Source organism: Streptomyces sp. NPDC043908, from assembly GCF_056435525.1.
Map to the genome: position 1 here is coordinate 32295 of NZ_JBWKEI010000022.1, position 17667 is coordinate 49961.

The 17667-nt window shown below is 71.6% G+C and carries 16 protein-coding genes and 2 tRNA genes; 8 read left to right on the forward strand and 10 right to left on the reverse strand.

Going from position 1 to position 17667, the window contains the following annotated elements; translation table 11 throughout:
- Position 1: 1 nt before the first annotated feature.
- From AC069K_RS33145 to AC069K_RS33175, 7 genes are all read right to left on the reverse strand, one after another.
- Positions 2-637, reverse strand: coding sequence for a response regulator (locus AC069K_RS33145; protein WP_478622362.1), 636 nt, complete (start codon positions 635-637; stop codon positions 2-4).
- A 101-nt stretch (positions 638-738) separates the two neighbouring features.
- Positions 739-1968 carry a sensor histidine kinase gene (locus AC069K_RS33150; protein ID WP_478622303.1) on the reverse strand — a complete coding sequence of 410 codons (1230 nt, stop codon included), beginning with the start codon at positions 1966-1968 and terminating at the stop codon, positions 739-741.
- 39 nt (positions 1969-2007) lie between these two features.
- Entirely contained in the window at positions 2008-2817 is an 810-nt protein-coding gene (locus AC069K_RS33155) for an ABC transporter permease (protein ID WP_478622305.1), read from the reverse strand.
- Positions 2814-3737 (reverse strand): ABC transporter ATP-binding protein, encoded by a 924-nt coding sequence (locus AC069K_RS33160; protein ID WP_478622307.1) that lies wholly within the window; start codon positions 3735-3737, stop codon positions 2814-2816. Before AC069K_RS33160 ends, AC069K_RS33155 begins: the two co-directional genes overlap by 4 nt.
- Positions 3738-3872: 135 nt before the next feature.
- A tRNA-Gly gene (locus AC069K_RS33165) sits at positions 3873-3945 on the reverse strand.
- Positions 3946-4023: 78 nt separating this feature from the next.
- Positions 4024-4095 (reverse strand) — tRNA-Gly (locus tag AC069K_RS33170).
- A gap of 138 nt (positions 4096-4233) precedes the next feature.
- Positions 4234-4551: a histone-like nucleoid-structuring protein Lsr2 gene (locus AC069K_RS33175; RefSeq protein WP_358835782.1), complete on the reverse strand. Its 318-nt coding sequence runs from the start codon at positions 4549-4551 to the stop codon at positions 4234-4236.
- 325 nt (positions 4552-4876) lie between these two features.
- Between AC069K_RS33175 and purS the strand changes: the two genes are divergently transcribed.
- Genes purS through purL form a run of 3 tightly spaced genes read left to right on the forward strand, consistent with a single transcriptional unit; the run spans position 4877 to position 8060 of the window.
- On the forward strand, positions 4877-5134 hold the full coding sequence (gene purS / locus AC069K_RS33180; protein WP_358835783.1) for a phosphoribosylformylglycinamidine synthase subunit PurS: 258 nt from the start codon (positions 4877-4879) through the stop codon (positions 5132-5134).
- Positions 5131-5811 carry a phosphoribosylformylglycinamidine synthase subunit PurQ gene (gene purQ / locus AC069K_RS33185; protein WP_365104284.1) on the forward strand — a complete coding sequence of 227 codons (681 nt, stop codon included), beginning with the start codon at positions 5131-5133 and terminating at the stop codon, positions 5809-5811. Before purS ends, purQ begins: the two co-directional genes overlap by 4 nt.
- The gene (gene purL / locus AC069K_RS33190; RefSeq protein ID WP_365104281.1) at positions 5811-8060 is read left to right on the forward strand and encodes a phosphoribosylformylglycinamidine synthase subunit PurL; all 2250 of its coding nucleotides are present in this window, start codon (positions 5811-5813) and stop codon (positions 8058-8060) included. Before purQ ends, purL begins: the two co-directional genes overlap by 1 nt.
- A gap of 108 nt (positions 8061-8168) precedes the next feature.
- On the opposite strand, the gene AC069K_RS33195 is transcribed toward purL, so the two are convergent.
- Complete coding sequence (locus AC069K_RS33195; protein WP_478622364.1) at positions 8169-9614, reverse strand: MFS transporter; 1446 nt, start codon at positions 9612-9614, stop codon at positions 8169-8171.
- 218 nt (positions 9615-9832) lie between these two features.
- On the opposite strand from AC069K_RS33195, the gene AC069K_RS33200 reads away from it, so the two are divergent.
- The 4 genes from AC069K_RS33200 (at position 9833) to purM (ending at position 14728) form a co-directional block, all read left to right on the forward strand.
- Complete coding sequence (locus AC069K_RS33200; protein ID WP_365104277.1) at positions 9833-10492, forward strand: TetR/AcrR family transcriptional regulator; 660 nt, start codon at positions 9833-9835, stop codon at positions 10490-10492.
- Between the two features lie 473 nt (positions 10493-10965).
- Entirely contained in the window at positions 10966-11778 is an 813-nt protein-coding gene (locus tag AC069K_RS33205; RefSeq protein WP_478622311.1) for a sterol carrier family protein, read from the forward strand.
- A 303-nt stretch (positions 11779-12081) separates the two neighbouring features.
- On the forward strand, positions 12082-13608 hold the full coding sequence (gene purF, locus AC069K_RS33210; RefSeq protein WP_365104271.1) for an amidophosphoribosyltransferase: 1527 nt from the start codon (positions 12082-12084) through the stop codon (positions 13606-13608).
- 46 nt (positions 13609-13654) lie between these two features.
- Positions 13655-14728: a phosphoribosylformylglycinamidine cyclo-ligase gene (purM, locus tag AC069K_RS33215; RefSeq protein ID WP_365104268.1), complete on the forward strand. Its 1074-nt coding sequence runs from the start codon at positions 13655-13657 to the stop codon at positions 14726-14728.
- Positions 14729-14846: 118 nt separating this feature from the next.
- Here the strand turns inward: purM and AC069K_RS33220 are convergent, their stop codons facing one another.
- Both AC069K_RS33220 and AC069K_RS33225 read right to left on the reverse strand, forming a co-directional pair.
- Positions 14847-15110, reverse strand: a complete 264-nt coding sequence (locus AC069K_RS33220; protein ID WP_358836007.1) for a DUF3073 domain-containing protein — start codon at positions 15108-15110, stop codon at positions 14847-14849.
- 292 nt (positions 15111-15402) lie between these two features.
- Positions 15403-16506, reverse strand: a complete 1104-nt coding sequence (locus AC069K_RS33225) for a Leu/Phe/Val dehydrogenase (protein WP_478622314.1) — start codon at positions 16504-16506, stop codon at positions 15403-15405.
- Between the two features lie 176 nt (positions 16507-16682).
- Between AC069K_RS33225 and AC069K_RS33230 the strand changes: the two genes are divergently transcribed.
- Positions 16683-17525 (forward strand): DUF8083 family protein, encoded by an 843-nt coding sequence (locus tag AC069K_RS33230; RefSeq protein WP_478622316.1) that lies wholly within the window; start codon positions 16683-16685, stop codon positions 17523-17525.
- Positions 17526-17667: the final 142 nt, after the last annotated feature.

Consider the following 17667-nt stretch of genomic DNA (forward strand, 5'->3'; position numbering starts at 1 on the left):
ACTATACCCAACCGCGGCGGCGCGCGAGACGCACCGCCGTATGACGGTTCTCCGCACCGAGCTTCGAGGCGGCGGAGGAGAGGTAGTTCCGGACGGTTCCCTGGGAGAGCCCGGCCCGCTCCGCGATCTCCGCGACGGGCGCCCCGTCGGCCGCCAGTTCCAGGACCTCGGCCTCGCGGGCGGTGAGCGGGGAGTCCCCGGCGGAGATCGCGTCGGCCGCCAACTCCGGGTCCACATAGCGGTTTCCGGCGTGCACCGACCTGATGATCTCCGCCAGCCCGCGGGCGCTCACCGTCTTCGGTACGAAACCGCGCACCCCGGCCGCGAGCGCCCGCTTGAGGTGGCCGGGCCGCCCGTGGCTCGTCACGATCATGGTGCGGCACCCGGGCAGTTCGGCCCGCAGGGATGTGGCGACACTCACACCGTCCGCCCCCGGCATCTGGAGGTCGAGGACGGCCACGTCGGGCCGGTGGGCGCGGGCCATCGCCAGCGCCTCCGGCCCGGAGGCGGCCTCGGCGACCACGGTGAGGTCGTCCTCCAGACCGAGCAGCGCGGCGAGCGCGCCCCGGATCAGATGCTCGTCGTCGGCGAGCAGGATCCGGACAGGCTCCGCCGCCCGCCCCTCGGCCGTCGTCATACGGTCAGCCCCCTCGGCCGTCGTCATACGGTCAGCCCCCTCGGTCGTCGCCATACGGTCGGGCTCCCCGGTCCTCACGACCGGCCGCCCCTCGGCCGTCGTCATACGGTCAGCTCCTCGGCCGGTTCCGCCGCGCCGCACAGCGGCACGGTCGCGGTCAGCAGGAAGCGGGTCCCCGAGCGGGCCGCCTCCAGCGTGCCGCCCATCGGGGCGAGCCGTTCGCGCAGCCCCGCCAGGCCCGACCCGGGGGCGGTGGGGGCGAGCCCGGACACGCCGTCGTTCTCGACGACCAGGGTGACGGCGGGGCCGTCGGCCGCGAGGCGGATGGCGCAGCCGCGCGCGTTGCCGTGCCGCAGCACGTTGGTGGTGGCCTCGCGCACCACCCAGCCGAGCGCCGACTGCACCCCGGGAGGCAGCCCGGCGGCCGTGCCGGTGACCGTGCAGTCGATCCCGGCCGCCTCCAGCACGCCCCGGGCGCCGTCGAGTTCGACGCCCAGGTCCGCCTCGCGGTATCCGCGCACCACTTCCCGTACCTCTCGCTGCGACTCGCGCGCGATGCGCTGGACCTCGATCATCTGGGCCACCGCCTCCGGCCGGCCGCGCTCGGCCAACTGCACGGCCAGCTCGCTCTTGAGGGCGATCACCGCGAGGTTGCGGCCGAGCACGTCGTGCATGTCCCGCCCGAAGCGCAGCCGTTCCTCGGCGACGGCGAGACGCGCCTGGACGTCCCTGGCCTCCTCGGCCTGCCACATGTTGCGCAGCCCCCAGGCGCCGGGCCGGACCGTGACCAGCATCAGGGCGCCCGCGATCACCACCGTCGGCAGCGGCGCGAGCAGGTCCACGCCCCGCGCCCCGGCGGCCGCGAAGGAGGCGGCGACCAGGACCGCGTAGCCCAGGCAGTGCAGCAGGAAGGCGCGGACCGGCACGAGCAGGGCGTACGGGATCATCAGCGCTATCGGCAGGTCGGCCAGGAGCAGCGGGAACACGCTGTGCGCGTCCGTGGCGGCGACCGCCGTGAGCAGCGCGGTGCCGACGCCGAGCAGGATGGCCGGGGCGGTCAGCAGCCGGCGGGGGAAGGCGCGGTGGCCCAGGTAGTCGTCGTAGGCCGGGCCGATCCGGCGGGTGCCCACCACGCACTGCGTGACGTTGACGACGAGCAGCGCCGCGCCGAGCGCCGTGTTCAGCGCGCCGCGCGGCCCCGCCGCGAGCAGGGGCAGGGCGCCCCAGGTCAGCAGGAAGAACCAGAGCATGGCCTTCATGGTGTTGCGCGTGTACAGGTCCATCTTCTGGATCCTGCTGCGCTCCTGCCAGCGCCGTCGCCAGTCGCCCATCCGGCGTATCCGACCGAGCACCCCGTCCGTCCCCCCGTGTCAGCGCCGCGGTTCCCAGCGGAACCGCTTGCGTACAGCAAACACGCCGAGCAGCGTCCAGGCCACCGCCGTGGCGAGCCGGCCGAGGACGTCGGCGCCGTCGAGCGCGCCCGTCCAGCCGCCTCTGATCAGGTCGATCGCCGGGGAGAGCGGCAGCAGTTCGCAGACCGAGGCCATCGCGTCGGGCATGAGGTCCACCGGTACGACCATGCCGGAGCCCACCATCGACAGGAGCAGCATCGGCATCACGGAGATCTGCGCGCCCTCCGCGGAGCGGGTGAAGGCGGCGGTCGCCGCCGCGAGGACACACATCAGCAGCGCGCCGAGCAGCAGTCCGGCCACCGCGAGCCACACCGCCCGGGGTGCGGCGACGTCCAGGACCACGGTGCAGCCGGCCGCCAGCAGCACGCACTGGACGAGTGCCAGCGTCACCGCCGGGAGCGAGGCACCGGCCAGGATCTCCAGGTCGCGCGGTTCGCCGGTGCGCAGCCGCTTGAGGACGAGCTCCTCACGGCGTACGACGAAGACGCCGGTCAGGGCCGAGTAGACGGCGAAGAGCAGGACGTAGCCGAGCGAGCCGGGCAGCAGGACCGTGCCGACGGTCAGCCCGCTGTCCTCCAGGTCCATGCCGTCGACCGCCGAGCTCATGGAGAAGGTGAGCGTCGCGGGCAGCACCAGGGCGGTGAACATCGCCGCCTTGTTGCGGCCGAGCAGGGTGAGTTCGGCGCGGGCGAGCGCCTTCATCCGGGAGGCGGGGGTGCTCGCCGGGGCCGTGCGGACACGGGGGCGGGCCAGGTCGGCGGTGCTCATCGGGTCGGCTCCTGTTCCCGGGCGATGTGCAGGAAGGCCTCTTCGAGGGTGGCCGAGCGGATGTCGAGGCCGCCCAGCTCGACGCGGTTCTCCCGGGCCCACAGCAGCAGTTCGGTGGCGGTGTGCTGGAGGGCGGTGGTGCGCAGCCGTACGGTCCGGCCCTCGCTCTCGTGGGCGCCGACGCCGAGCCGGGCCAGCGGGGGGAGGTCGCCCAGGTGGTAGCCGTCGGGCAGGTCGAAGCAGAGGCGCGCGGGCTGGGCGGCGACCACGTCGGCCACCCGCCCGGTGGCCGCGACGCGCCCCTCGTGCAGGATGGCGAGCCGCTCGGCGAGCGCCTCGGCCTCCTCCAGGTAGTGCGTGGTCAGCAGCACGGTGGTGCCCGCGTCCCGCAGTTCGCGGACCAGCTCCCAGGTGGTGTGGCGGCCCTCGGCGTCCAGGCCGGTGGTCGGCTCGTCGAGGAAGAGCACCTCGGGCCGGGCCAGCAGGGCGAGCGCGAGGTCGAGCCGGCGCTTCTCGCCGCCGGAGAGCTGCTTGACGCGGACGTCCGCGCGCCGGGCGAGCCCGACCAGCTCCAGGGCCTCGCCCACGGGCCGGGCGCCGCTGGTGCAGCCCGCCCACATCCGTACGGTCTCCGCGACGGTCAGCTCGGACGGGAAGCCGCCCTCCTGGAGCATCACCCCGGTACGGGGGCGCACGGCGGCCCGTTCGGTGTACGGGTCGTGGCCGAGCACCCGGACCGTTCCGGCGCTCGGCGGGGCGAGCCCTTCGAGCAGTTCGACGGTGGACGTCTTGCCGGCGCCGTTGGTGCCGAGCAGCGCGAAGAGTTCACCGCGCGCCACGGAGAAGGAGATTCCACGAACGGCCTCGAAGCCTCCGGCGTAGGTGCGCCGCAGCTCCTCGACCTCGATCACATCTGGCATGCGTCCAGCGTCGCGCCGGAGCGGGGTCGGGGGCAGTGCGCGGTGTCACCGCCGCCCATGACAAATGTCAGGGCGCCCGGAGGGACGCCGACACGACGAAGGCCCCGGTCTAATGACCGGGGCCTTCGCCTTCTGAGCGGACGACGAGATTCGAACTCGCGACCCTCACCTTGGCAAGGTGATGCTCTACCAACTGAGCCACGTCCGCATGCTGCCGCTCAACTCTCACCGGGCGGTGCGAACACCACTCTACCTGATCCACAACCGTGATCGGTAAGCGATGCAGAGCGGGTGACAGGAATTGCACACTGCGCCTCCCCCCTGGAAGGGGGGTGTTCTACTACTGAACTACACCCGCACGCTCCGGTGGACCCGGGCCTTTCGGCCTTGCCCCTCGGCGTGCTCCAGACTCTAGCCGATCACCCCGGGTGCCGTGCAACTCGGTTGCCGGGGCCCGCAGTCCGAGGGCCCCGGCAACCGCTCGCCGTCCCGGGGCTCAGCTCGCCGCGCTGAACGCCTCGTAGACCTTCTTGGGGATGCGTCCCCGGGTCGGCACCTCCATGTGGTGCGAGCGGGCCCAGGCGCGGACCGCCGCCGGGTCGGGGGCGACGTCGGTGTGCCGGAAGACCTTCCCGGACCGCGACTGCTTGCGCCCGGCCTTCACATACGGTGCCAGAGCCTTCCGCAGTTTCTTCGCATTGACGAGATTGAGATCGATCTCGTAGGCCTTCCCGTCCAGGCCGAACGTGACCGTTTCCGCCGCTTCTCCGCCGTCCAGGTCGTCGGAGAGCGTGACTACTACGCGCTGAGCCACGGATATCGGTTCCTTCCTGTGGTCCGCCGTTCTCACGTGTCTGACGTGCGGCGATCCCGGCCTACCGGCTGTTTTGGAGCAATGGCGTTTCTCTCGGGTTCCCCCCGAGAAGCCTTTGTACAGCCGTCAGCATTGCATTGTGAAGCCCAGACAATTGCATCCGCGTGTCCGATCGCAATCCACGGGGACGGTTTTTCCCGGAATTTTTCCCACGCGCGGTCGGGGCCGAAACCGGAACGTGATCGGACCTCTTCGATATCTACTCGCGTAGATTTTCGGGCCGGGTACTCTGAGGGAACCGCCTTCGCACCACACCACCACGGGAGTGCCAGTGGCACGCGTCGTAGTCGACGTCATGCTCAAGCCGGAGATCCTCGACCCGCAGGGACAGGCGGTGCAGCGCGCACTGCCCCGTCTCGGCTTCGAGGGGATCGCGGACGTCCGCCAAGGAAAGCGTTTCGAGCTGGATGTGGAAGGGCCCCTCGACGAGGCCGCCCTCGCCCGCATCCACAAGATGGCCGAAACGTTCCTCGCCAACACCGTCATCGAGGACTTCACCGTGAAGGTCGAGGAGTCCAAGTGACCGCTCGCATCGGTGTCGTCACCTTCCCCGGGACGCTCGACGACCGCGACAGCCTGCGGGCCGTGCGGATCGCGGGTGCCGAGCCGGTGTCGCTGTGGCACCGCGACAAGGACCTCAAGCAGGTCGACGCGGTCGTCCTGGCCGGCGGCTTCTCCTACGGCGACTACCTGCGGGCCGGAGCCATCTCCCGCTTCTCGCCGGTGATGGAGACGGTCATCGACCAGGCGAAGGCCGGCATGCCGGTGCTCGGCATCTGCAACGGCTTCCAGGTCCTCACCGAGTCCCACCTGCTGCCGGGCGCGATGCTCCGCAACAACCACCTGCACTTCATCTGCCGCGAGCAGAAGCTGCGGGTGGAGAACGACCGGACCGCGTGGACCGCCGACTACGAGGCGGGCCAGGAGATCCAGGTCCCGCTGAAGAACATGGACGGCCGGTACGTCGCCGACGAGCGCACGCTCGACGAGCTGGAGGCCGAGGGCCGCGTCGCCTTCCGCTACCTGGACATGAACCCCAACGGCTCGCTCCGCGACATCGCCGGCATCACCAACGCCGCAGGCAACGTCGTCGGTCTGATGCCGCACCCCGAGCACGCCGTGGAGCCGCTGGTCGGCACCGGCCGCACCGACGGCCTCGGTTTCTTCACCTCGATCCTCAAGAAGCTGGTCAACGCCTGATGAGCCTCGACACCGTCAAGCACGCCACCGGGACGCCCGACGTCGAGCAGCCGTGGAAGGAGCTCGGCCTCAAGGAGGACGAGTACGCCCGGATCCGCCAGATCCTGGGCCGCCGCCCCACCGGCGCCGAGCTCGCCATGTACTCCGTGATGTGGTCGGAGCACTGCTCGTACAAGAGCAGCAAGGTCCACCTGCGCCAGTTCGGCGAGAAGGTCCCCGAGAACGACGCGATGCTCGTGGGCATCGGCGAGAACGCGGGCGTCGTGGACGTCGGCCAGGGCTACGCGGTCACCTTCAAGGTGGAGTCCCACAACCACCCCAGCTACATCGAGCCGTACCAGGGCGCGGCCACCGGTGTCGGCGGCATCGTCCGCGACATCCTGGCGATGGGCGCCCGCCCGGTCGCCGTCGTCGACCCGCTGCGCTTCGGCGCGGCCGAGCACCCCGACACCAAGCGCGTCCTGCCGGGCGTGGTCGCGGGCATCGGCGGCTACGGCAACTGCCTGGGCCTGCCGAACATCGGCGGCGAGGTCGTCTTCGACGAGTGCTACCAGGGCAACCCGCTGGTCAACGCCGGCTGCATCGGCGTGATGAAGCACGAGGACATCCACCTCGCGAAGGCGTCCGGCCCCGGCAACAAGGTGATCCTCTACGGCGCCCGTACCGGCGGCGACGGCATCGGCGGTGTGTCGGTCCTGGCCTCGGAGACCTTCGAGTCGACGGGTCCCGCGAAGAGGCCCGCGGTCCAGGTCGGCGACCCCTTCCAGGAGAAGCTCCTCATCGAGTGCACCCTGGAGATCTTCAAGGAGAAGCTGGTCGCGGGCATCCAGGACCTGGGCGGCGCGGGCCTGTCCTGCGCGACCTCGGAGCTGGCGAGCGCCGGCTCCGGCGGTATGCGCGTGGACCTGGAGACGGTCCCGCTGCGCGACGCCACGCTCTCGCCCGAGGAGATCCTCATGAGCGAGTCCCAGGAGCGCATGTGCGCGGTGGTCGAGCCGCAGTACGTGGACCGCTTCATGGAGATCTGCGAGAAGTGGGACGTCATCGCCACCGTCATCGGTGAGGTGACGGACGGCGAGCGCCTGGAGATCTTCTGGCACGGCGAGCAGATCGTGGACGTACCGCCGCGGACCGTGGCGCACGAGGGCCCGGTGTACGAGCGCCCCTACGCCCGTCCCTCCTGGCAGGACGCGCTCCAGGCGGACGACGCGGGCAGGCTGCCGCGGCCGTCGACGTCCGAGGAGCTGCGCGCGCAGGTCCTGCGGCTGGTCGGCTCCCCCAACCAGGCGTCGAAGGCCTGGATCACGGACCAGTACGACCGCTTCGTGCAGGGCAACACCGTCCTGGCGCAGCCCGAGGACGCGGGCATGGTCCGTATCGACGAGGAGTCGAACCTCGGGGTCGCGATGGCGACGGACGGCAACGGCCGGTACGCGAAGCTCGACCCGTACGCGGGCGCGCAGCTCGCGCTGGCCGAGGCGTACCGCAACGTGGCCGCCTCGGGCGCCAAGCCGCTGGCCATCTCGGACTGCCTGAACTTCGGTTCGCCCGAGGACCCGGACGTGATGTGGCAGTTCGCCGAGGCCACCCGCGGTCTGGCGGACGGCTGCCTCCAGCTGGGCACCCCGGTGACCGGCGGCAACGTCTCGCTCTACAACCAGACCGGTGACACCGCCATCCACCCGACGCCGGTGGTCGCCGTCCTCGGTGTGATCGACGACGTCACGCGCCGTACGCCGATCGCCTTCGCGGAGCAGGGCCAGCTGCTGTACCTCCTCGGTGACACGCGGGAGGAGTTCGGCGGTTCTGCCTGGTCCCAGGTGATCCACGACCACCTCGGCGGGCTGCCGCCGCGGGTGGACCTGGACCGGGAGAAGCTGCTCGGCGAGATCCTGATCTCGGCCTCGCGCGACGGGATGATCGACGCGGCGCACGACCTGTCCGACGGCGGTCTCGTCCAGGCCGTGGTCGAGTCCTGTCTGCGGGGCGGGAACGGGGCGCGGCTGGTGGTCCCGGAGGGCCTGTCCGCGTTCACCTTCCTGTTCAGCGAGTCCGCGGGACGGGCGGTCGTCGCGGTGCCGCGCAGCGAGGAGCTCCGCTTCACCGACATGTGCGGGGCGCGCGGGCTGCCGGCGACCCGTATCGGTGTCGTCGACGGGGATTCCGTCGAGGTGCAGGGCGAGTTCACCGTGGGGCTGGCGGAGCTGCGCGAGGTCCACGAGGCGACGATTCCGGCGCTGCTGGCGTGAGGTGATCTGTCCCCCGTACGGAGGGAGGGGCCCCGGGGTTTCCCGGGGCCCCTCCGTCGGTCCTCTCTCCTTCGGCCCTCCCCCGTCCTCCCCCGTCCTCCCCGGGGCTCAACCGGCCTGGCGGGGCAGGCGCGTCGCCAGGACGGCGGCCGCCGCCATCAGCACCGCCCCCACCACGAACACCACGTCCATCCCCGTCGTGAGGGCCTGCGCCCCCGACGCGTGCGACGGTCCGCGCAGCGCGCCGAGCGCGCTCGTGGAGCCGCCCGGGCCCTTCGCCTCGTACACCCGGCTCAGCAGGGTGCCGAACAGGGCCGCGCCCAGGGCGTTGCCGAGGGTCTGGAAGAAGCGGGTGCCCGTCGTCGCGACGCCCAGCTGCCGGGGCGGGGCCGCCTGCTGGACGATCAGGACGAGCTGGCCGACGAGCAGCCCGAAACCGACGCCCATCAGCAGCAGTTCGGCCCGGATCTGCCACAGGCTGGTGGTGACCCCGGTGGTCGCCAGCAGGGCCAGGGCCGCCGTCGCCGCGGTCGAGCCGGCCAGGACGAAGGTCTTCTGGGACCAGCCGCGTGCCGCGAGCCGCTCCGAGGCGATGCCGACCGCGGTCATGCCGATCGCCATCGGGATGAGGTAGAGGCCCGCCGAGGTGGCCCCGATGCCCCGGACGACCTGGAGGTAGATCATCACGTAGACCAGGGTGCCCATCATGGCGGCCCCGACCAGCGCCTGGATGGCGAAGCCGAGCCGCATCGCGGGGACCGTGAACATCGACAGCGGCAGGATCGGTTCGGCCGCCGTGGTCTGGCGGCGCAGGAACAGGGCCAGGGCCGCCGCGCTCGCCGTCGCGAGGCCGAGGATCTGCGGTGAGGACCAGGCGTAGTCCTTGCCGCCCCACTCCGTCACCAGCAGCAGGGACACCGAGAACGCCGCCGCGAGCACCGCGCCCGCGAAGTCGATCCGGTGCCGCACCGGGGTGACCGGCAGCCGGAGCACCACGGCCGCGCCGACCAGCACGGCGATGCCGACCGGCAGGTTGACGTAGAAGATCCAGCGCCAGTCGGCGTGGTCCGCGAGCGTGCCCCCGAGCCACGGGCCGAGCGCCATGCCGGCTCCGGCCACGACTCCGCCGATGCTCCCGCCCTTGCCGCGCCCGCCGCCGCCGTTGCCGGGGGCCTGGAGCTGGGCGAGGACGACCATGGTCACGCTCATCAGGCCGCCGCCGCCGACGCCCTGCACGGCGCGGGCCGCGATGAGCTGACCCATGGACTGGGCGGCCCCGCACAGCGCGGACCCGAGCAGGAAGGTGGCGATGGCGCCCACGAACACCTTCTTGGCGCCGATGGTGTCGCACAGCTTCCCGTACAGCGGCAGCACCGCCGCCGAGGCGAGCGCGAACGCGCTGATCAGCCACGGGATCTTGTCCACCCCGTGCACCGGGTCCAGGTCGTGGACGATCGGGACGGTCGCGGCCGAGACGATGTTGGTGTCGAGCACCGCGAGCAGGATCGTCACCAGGCAGACGGCGAACGCGATCTTCGTACGGGCCGGGGACATCGGGGTGTCGGCCGCGGGGGCCGGTGTGCTGGTACGCGGGAGCGTCCGCGCTGCTTCGGGCATGGCTGTGCCCGGTGTCCTGGACATGGTGAATTCCCCCTCCGGGCGCCGGTACGGGCCGTACGCCGTGGTCGTCTTCGGCACCACTGTGAGGGACGTACCTGTACTGAGTCAATCTTTCATCCGGGCCCAATATTCATCCTGGTACAGTGATACTCATGGTGGAGTACGAGGAGTCACCCGCCCCGGCCGGTCTGGGCCTGCGGGAGCGCAAGAAGTGGCAGACCCGGCGCCGGCTCATGGCCACGGCCGTGGAGCTCTTCACCGAGCGGGGGTTCGACAAGGTCTCGGTGGCGGAGATCGCCGAGGCGGCCGAGGTGTCGAAGATGACCGTCTTCAACCACTTCGGCAGCAAGGAGGACCTGGCGCTCGGGCCGGTGGAGGAGCACACCGAGGACGTGGTCCGCGCCGTCCGCGAGCGCGCCCCCGGTGAGTCGGTGACCACCGCCGTACGCCGCCACTACCTGGCGGCGGTGGAGGCCCGCGACGCCGCCGTGGGCCTCTGCGACCAGCCGCTGGTCGTCAAGCTGCTGCGGCTCATCATGGAGACCCCGGTGCTGCTGAACCGGGCCCACGCGGCGCTCGTCCGCAGCTCCGACCTGGTCGCGGAGGCGCTCCAGGAGGAGACCGGGGATCCGGTGCTCGCGCGGGTCGCGGCGGCCCAGCTGATGGGGACGCGCGCGACGCTGATCAGCGAGAACCATCGCCGCCTGCTGCTCGGCGAACCCGCCGAACGGATCGTGCCGGACGCGGTGCGGTTGGCTGGGCGGGGGTTCGATCTGGTGGAGTTCGGCTTGCGCGACTTCCCGACGAGCTAGCCCCAGCCCCCTTCGCCGGCCGACGGCCCGCGAGCGCCCCCGGGGGCCGGTGGTCGCCGACGGACGGCGGGCCCTGGCCGGCTGATCGCGCAGTTCCCCGCGCCCCTGGAGGGGTTCGTTTTTGTCTGCGGGTTGTGGAGGGTTGCTCGCGCAGTTCCCCGCGCCCCTAAAAGCCAGTGGCTGAGCCAACGGTTCCGGCTGCGCCCGACCCCCTAAGGGGCGCGGGGAACGGCGCGAGCAACCCAGCACGGTCCGCAGACGAAGTCCCGCCCGACAGGGGGCGCGGGGAACGGCGCGAGCAACCGTCCACCGACCGGCAGTCGAAGTCCGGGCCCGATAGGGGGCGCGGGGAACTGCGCGACCAGCCCACCACCGGCCCGCAGCCGAAGTCCGGGCCCCACACCGCCCCCACCACCGCCCCGCAGCCGAAGTCCGGGCCCCACACCCCCCCGCCCCCGGAATAGGCTCCCCGCATGCCCCCCGCCAAAAAGCGCCCGCGCCCCCGCACCTATGACCCCGCCAAAATCCGCCCCGCCGTTCTCGGCCAGTTCGCGCACGTGCGCCAGGCCGTGGCGGGGCTGGGGACCGAGGTTCTGGGGCGGCCGACCCGGCTCGCGGGGTGGAGCGTGCGCGACCTCGCCCTCCACCTGGCGGAAGCCGTCGACGTGGTCGCCCGGAACCTGGCCGAGCCGCCCCCGCCCCCGCCCCCGCTCGCGCCCCCCGCCCGCCCGGAGCTCACCCTCCTGGAGTGGCCGTTCGCCGAGCCCGTACGGCCCCCCGCCCCGCCGGTGGACACCGCGACCGGCCTCGGCGCGCTCTACGACGACATCGCCACCCGTACCGCCCGGCTCCTGCCCGACGCGCCGGACACCCGGCTGGTGTCGACCCCCGTCGGCACCATGACCCTCACCGACCACCTGGTCACCCGCACGGTGGAGCTCTGCGTCCACACCGACGACCTGAACGACGCCGTGCCCGGCCTCGACATCCCGTACGAGCGACAGGCGCTCGCCGCCTGCACCCGGCTGCTCGCCGACGCGCTCGCGGCGAAGGCACCGGGCGGGTCGGTGGAGGTGCGCGTCCCGCCATACGCGGTGGTGCAGTGCGTCGAGGGCCCCCGGCACACCCGGGGCACGCCCCCGAACGTCGTCGAGACCGACCCGCTCACCTGGCTCCGGCTCGCCACCGGGCGCCGGGCGTGGGCGGACGAGGTGGACGCGGCGCGCATTGCGGCGAGCGGGGAGCGGGCGGACCTCTCCGCGCTCCTGCCAGTGCTCTCCCGCTGACGCCGGTGCTCTCCCGCTGAAAGAAGGACCCCCGACGGGCGCCGGGCCGGAAATGGCCGCCCGAATGCCGCCCCCGCCGGGGTGGTCATATGGCTACGGCAGGTGACGCCCGGGCGGCACCCCGCACCCCCGCGCGCGACCTCCGTCACATTCCCCGCCCGGTCCACCCACCGCGCATTTCCCGCCGTGGCGGGAAAAGCCCTGCTCCACCCCGTCCGGCAGATGCCACAAACCGCCCACCGCCCTCGTCTCGTCCGTATCCCCAATTCGGACCAGTGGTCGATCTCGCCTACACTCGGTGGCGTGCCACGTGGTGACGGTCGACTCAATCATGATCTGCTCCCCGGCGAGAAAGGCCCCCAGGACGCTTGCGGCGTCTTCGGCGTCTGGGCTCCGGGTGAAGAGGTCGCCAAGCTCACTTACTTCGGGCTTTACGCCCTCCAGCATCGGGGCCAGGAATCCGCGGGAATCGCGGTCAGCAACGGCTCCCAGATCCTCGTCTTCAAGGACATGGGACTCGTCTCCCAGGTCTTCGACGAGACCTCTCTCGGTTCCCTCCAGGGCCATATCGCGGTCGGTCACGCCCGCTACTCGACCACCGGTGCCTCCGTGTGGGAGAACGCGCAGCCGACGTTCCGGGCGACCGCCCACGGCTCGATCGCGCTCGGCCACAACGGCAACCTGGTGAACACCGCCCAGCTGGCGGAGATGGTCGCCGACCTGCCCAAGGAGAACGGCCGCGCGACCCAGGTCGCCGCCACCAACGACACCGACCTCGTCACCGCCCTGCTCGCGGGGCAGACCGACGACGACGGCAAGCCCCTCACCGTGGAGGAGGCGGCCGCCAAGGTCCTCCCCCAGGTGCAGGGCGCGTTCTCGCTGGTCTTCATGGACGAGCAGACGCTCTACTGCGCCCGTGACCCGCAGGGCATCCGCCCGCTGGTCATCGGCCGGCTGGAGCGCGGCTGGGTGGTCGCGTCGGAGACCGCCGCCCTCGACATCTGCGGCGCCAGCTTCGTCCGCGAGATCGAGCCGGGCGAGCTCGTCGCCATCGACGAGAACGGTCTGCGCACCTCTCGATTTGCGCAAGCGAAGCCCAAGGGCTGTGTCTTCGAGTACGTGTACCTGGCCCGCCCCGACACCGACATCGCCGGGCGGAACGTCTACCTCTCCCGCGTGGAGATGGGTCGGAAACTCGCCAAGGAAGCACCGGCCGAGGCCGACCTGGTGATAGCGACTCCCGAGTCCGGAACCCCCGCGGCCATCGGCTACGCGGAGGCCAGCGGCATTCCGTACGGCTCGGGCCTGGTCAAGAACGCCTACGTCGGACGCACCTTCATCCAGCCCTCGCAGACCATCCGCCAGCTCGGGATCCGGCTGAAGCTGAACCCGCTGAAGGAAGTCATCCGGGGCAAGCGCCTGGTGGTCGTGGACGACTCGATCGTGCGCGGCAACACCCAGCGCGCGCTGGTGAAGATGCTCCGCGAGGCCGGGGCCGCCGAGGTCCACATCCGGATCTCGTCCCCGCCGGTCAAGTGGCCGTGCTTCTTCGGCATCGACTTCGCGACCCGCGCCGAGCTGATCGCCAACGGGATGACGATCGAGGAGATCGGCACCTCGCTCGGCGCCGACTCGCTCGCGTACATCTCCACGGACGCGATGATCGAGGCGACCACCATCCCCAAGGACAACCTCTGCCGCGCCTGCTTCGACGGGGTCTACCCGATGGAGCTCCCGGACCCCGAGCTGCTCGGCAAGCAGCTCCTGGAGACCGAGCTCGCGGCCGGTCCCGCCGCCACGGCCGCGGCCGACGCGCTGCGCCGCCCGTAGGCGCCCGCACGAACCCTGCAGTACGACACGAAAGTTCTCCAGAGCCATGTCATCTGCTGAATCCACTGGTGCCAGCTACGCAGCCGCGGGCGTCGACATCGAGGCGGGCGACCGCGCGGTCGAGCTGATGAAGGAGTGGGTGAAGAAGACCAAGCGCCCCGAGGTGCTGGGCGGCCTCGGCGGTTTCGCCGGGCTCTTCGACGCCTCCGCCCTCAAGCGCTACGAGCGTCCGCTGCTCGCCTCGGCCACCGACGGCGTCGGCACGAAGGTCGACCTCGCCCGCCGCCTCGGCGTGTACGACACGATCGGCCACGACCTGGTCGGCATGGTCGTGGACGACCTCGTGGTGTGCGGCGCCGAGCCGCTGTTCATGACCGACTACATCTGCGTCGGCAAGGTGCACCCCGAGCGGGTCGCCGCCATCGTGAAGGGCATCGCCGAGGGCTGTGTCCTCGCGGGCTGCGCGCTGGTCGGCGGCGAGACCGCGGAGCACCCGGGCCTGCTGGGTCCGGACGACTTCGACGTCGCCGGCGCCGGCACCGGTGTGGTCGAGTACGACCGGCTGCTCGGCGCGGATCGCATCCGCACGGGTGACGTCGTCATCGCCATGGCGTCCTCCGGACTTCACTCGAACGGGTACTCACTCGTCCGGCACGTGCTCTTCGACCGGGCGAAGATGTCGCTGGAGAGCCATGTGGAGGAGTTCGGCCGGACCCTGGGCGAGGAGCTCCTGGAGCCGACCAAGATCTACTCGCTGGACTGCCTGGCCCTCACCCGTACCGCCGAGGTGCACGCTTTCAGCCATGTCACCGGCGGCGGACTCGCCAACAACCTGGCCCGGGTCATCCCCGACCACCTGCATGCCGTGGTCGACCGCTCGACCTGGGCGCCCGGCGCGGTCTTCGACCTGGTCGGCACGGCCGGCAAGGTCGAGCGGCTGGAGCTGGAGAAGACGCTGAACATGGGCGTCGGCATGATCGCGATCGTCCCCGAGGCTTCGGTGGACGTGGCCCTGACGGCGCTGGCGGACCGGGGTGTGGACGCCTGGGTGGCTGGCCGGATCACCGAGCGCGGTGACCGCGCGACCGGCGCCGAGCTCACCGGCGACTACGCCAAGTAAGGCCCGCGGACAGCACAGAACCCGGCCCGGAGCGTGAGCTCCGGGCCGGGTCGGTACTGCCTTGAGCAGCTAAAATGATGGCTGCGAAAAGCCGAAGGCCCTGAAAGACGAGCGCGCGTCAAGCACCGCGCCGCTGGGACGACGGACCGGACTCCTCGTCCTCGTCGTCGTCCTCGTTGTACAGCTCCGCATAGCGGGCGTACGGGTCGTCTTCCTCGTCGTCGTCCTCGAACGGCTCGCCATTCGGCGGCTGATTCGAGATCGGCTGCGAAGTCGATGCGCCCAGCTCGTTGGCCAGACGCGACAGGTCAGTCCCGCCGCTGCTGTACTTCAGCTGGCGGGCGACCTTCGTCTGCTTGGCCTTTGCCCGGCCGCGCCCCATGGCTCGACCCCCTCGGTGACGGGGCTCGACGGCCCCAGAGTCTTGACACGCGTTCATGGTTCGGAGCGGGCTCTCCGTGGAGAGACCGTGTCCGTAGGGCTTCAACGGTACCTGCTTCCGCGGCCATACGGTACGCCGCCCGCATGACGTGCCACTTCACAGAACCCGCAAGGAGCCCTTTCCTCGCTGGTCAACCGCGATTTTAACCTCTTCTCGGCGTCCGACCCGCCGACCGGCGTGAGTCTTGTCTCCCCTGTCGCCGGATGGGGCGCCGGATCGGACGCCGCGAGCGTCAGCGCCGGCGCGCCTCGGCCATGCGCTGCTCGGCGATCCGGTCGGCCGCGGCGGCCGGCGGAATCCCGTCTTCCTTCGCACGTGCGAATATGGCCAGCGTGGTGTCGAAGATCTTCGCGGCCTTCGCCTTGCAGCGGTCGAAGTCGAAGCCGTGCAGCTCGTCGGCGACCTGGATCACGCCACCGGCGTTGACCACGTAGTCGGGCGCGTAGAGGATCGCGCGGTCCGCGAGGTCCTTCTCCACACCCGGGTGCGCCAGCTGGTTGTTGGCCGCGCCGCACACGATCTTCGCGGTGAGGACCGGCACGGTCTCGTCGTCGAGCGCGCCGCCCAGGGCGCACGGGGCGTAGATGTCCAGCCCCTCCAGCCGGATCAGCGCGGCCGTGTCGGCGACCGCGGTGACACTGCCCGGGTGCTTGTCGAGGACGCGGCGCACCGACTCCTCGCGCACATCGGTGATCACGACCTCGGCGCCGTCCGCCACCAGGTGCTCCACGAGGTAGTGGCCCACCTTGCCCACACCCGCGACACCGACCTTGCGCCCGCGCAGCGTCGGGTCGCCCCACAGGTGCTGGGCGCTGGCCCGCATGCCCTGGAAGACACCGAACGCGGTGAGCACGGAGGAGTCGCCCGCGCCGCCGTTCTCGGGGGAGCGGCCGGTCGTCCACCGGCACTCGCGCGCCACCACGTCCATGTCCGCCACATAGGTGCCGACGTCGCACGCCGTCACGTAACGGCCGCCGAGCGAGGCCACCATCCGCCCGTAGGCGAGCAGGAGTTCCTCGGTCTTGTCGGTCTCCGGGTCGCCGATGATCACGGCCTTGCCGCCGCCGTGGTCGAGGCCGGCCATGGCGTTCTTGTACGACATGCCGCGCGAGAGGTTGAGCGCGTCGGCGACGGCCTCGGCCTCACTGGCGTAGGGGTAGAAGCGCGTTCCGCCGAGGGCCGGGCCCAGGGCGGTGGAGTGGATGGCGATGACGGCCTTGAGGCCCGTGGCGCGGTCCTGGCACAGCACGACCTGTTCGTGTCCGCCCTGGTCCGATCGGAACAGGGTGTGCAGAACATCCGCTGAGCTGACGGCGTCGCCGGTCACATCGGTCACGGTGGTGACTCCCAAGTACGAAGCGGCGTTTGGCGGTCCGCCTGTGGGTGGGGCGGGCCGCGTCGCGGCCCGCCCGGGGCCGCGCTGGGAGCAGAGTAAGTCCTACGCGTGCGTAGATCAGGCGCAGTGCCGAGGATCACCCTCCCGTCCCCCGCGCGCGTGGGACGATTCGACCCATGGCGGTGGTGTCCTCGGTGCTCGTCCCGTACGCGTCCTATCTGCGGGTGTACGAGCCGCTGGCCGCCTTCCCCGAACCGGAGCGCGCCCACTGGGCGCGGTACGCGGAGCGCGGGCGCACCCCCGACGCCCAGGACGAACACCGGCGCGCGCTGGCGGACCTGGTGCCGACGCCGCCGATGGCCGTGCCGGTCCACGAGAGCGCGGACGCCTTCGTGGCCGAGGTCGACGGGGTGGTGTGCGTCTGCCCGTGGCGGACCCGGCTGCGCGGCTGGCAGGCCCTGGAGGTGCTGGCGGACCAGTTCCCGGCGCCGGTGCTCGACGCGCTGCTGCCGCCGGTGGTGCGCCGGCAGGCCGCGGCGGACTACGAGCGGTGGCGGGAGGCGAACCCGGACGCCCGGCCGTGGATCCTCACAGCGGTCTGGCACGTCCCTGTGAGCTGGTTCACAGTCTTTTCGGACGAAGACAGGGAGTATGTCCGGGCGGAGAGCGGCGCGGCGCCCGTGCTGCGCTACCGCACCCCGATGGTCCAGGCCCGTCGCCGCCTCGCGCGGGCGCTGCGGACCCTGCGCGACCACATCGACGAGGGGCCCCTGACGGAGGGGCTGATCGACGTGGGGCGCTGGCTGGAGGAGTTCCACCCCCGCTCGCTGGTGGAGCTGGACTACGGCGGGCTGGTGCACGCCCTGCCGAGGGCGCGGCTGGAGGAGGACCGCTCGGCGGCCGACGTGGCCGAGGGGATCGCCGCGCTGCGGGCCGGGGACGGCGCGGGGGCGGCGAGGGCGTACGAGCGCTTCACGGAGCGCTGGCGGACCGTACGGGAGCGCCGGATGGCGAACTGACGGCCTGTCGGACTGAAGAGGCGTCCGAACGCGCCGCGCGCTCACCCGTTCGGGTGGGTGTCTTCGTACGCCTGAGTGACCCTGACGAGCGGGTGCTCGGGACGTAGGTCCTGATCCGGGCCTTTGCCTCAAGCGTGACGGA

Bases quoted from the DNA above. Each gene is read 5' to 3' on its own strand.
- AC069K_RS33145 (WP_478622362.1), bottom strand. From the start codon at position 637: ATGACGACGGCCGAGGGGCGGGCGGCGGAGCCTGTCCGGATCCTGCTC.
- AC069K_RS33150 (WP_478622303.1), bottom strand. From the start codon at position 1,968: ATGGGCGACTGGCGACGGCGCTGGCAGGAGCGCAGCAGGATCCAGAAG.
- AC069K_RS33155 (WP_478622305.1), bottom strand. From the start codon at position 2,817: ATGAGCACCGCCGACCTGGCCCGCCCCCGTGTCCGCACGGCCCCGGCG.
- AC069K_RS33160 (WP_478622307.1), bottom strand. From the start codon at position 3,737: ATGCCAGATGTGATCGAGGTCGAGGAGCTGCGGCGCACCTACGCCGGA.
- purL (WP_365104281.1), top strand. From the start codon at position 5,811: ATGAGCCTCGACACCGTCAAGCACGCCACCGGGACGCCCGACGTCGAG.
- AC069K_RS33195 (WP_478622364.1), bottom strand. From the start codon at position 9,614: ATGTCCCCGGCCCGTACGAAGATCGCGTTCGCCGTCTGCCTGGTGACG.
- AC069K_RS33200 (WP_365104277.1), top strand. From the start codon at position 9,833: ATGGTGGAGTACGAGGAGTCACCCGCCCCGGCCGGTCTGGGCCTGCGG.
- AC069K_RS33205 (WP_478622311.1), top strand. From the start codon at position 10,966: ATGCCCCCCGCCAAAAAGCGCCCGCGCCCCCGCACCTATGACCCCGCC.
- purM (WP_365104268.1), top strand. From the start codon at position 13,655: ATGTCATCTGCTGAATCCACTGGTGCCAGCTACGCAGCCGCGGGCGTC.
- AC069K_RS33220 (WP_358836007.1), bottom strand. From the start codon at position 15,110: ATGGGGCGCGGCCGGGCAAAGGCCAAGCAGACGAAGGTCGCCCGCCAG.
- AC069K_RS33230 (WP_478622316.1), top strand. From the start codon at position 16,683: ATGGCGGTGGTGTCCTCGGTGCTCGTCCCGTACGCGTCCTATCTGCGG.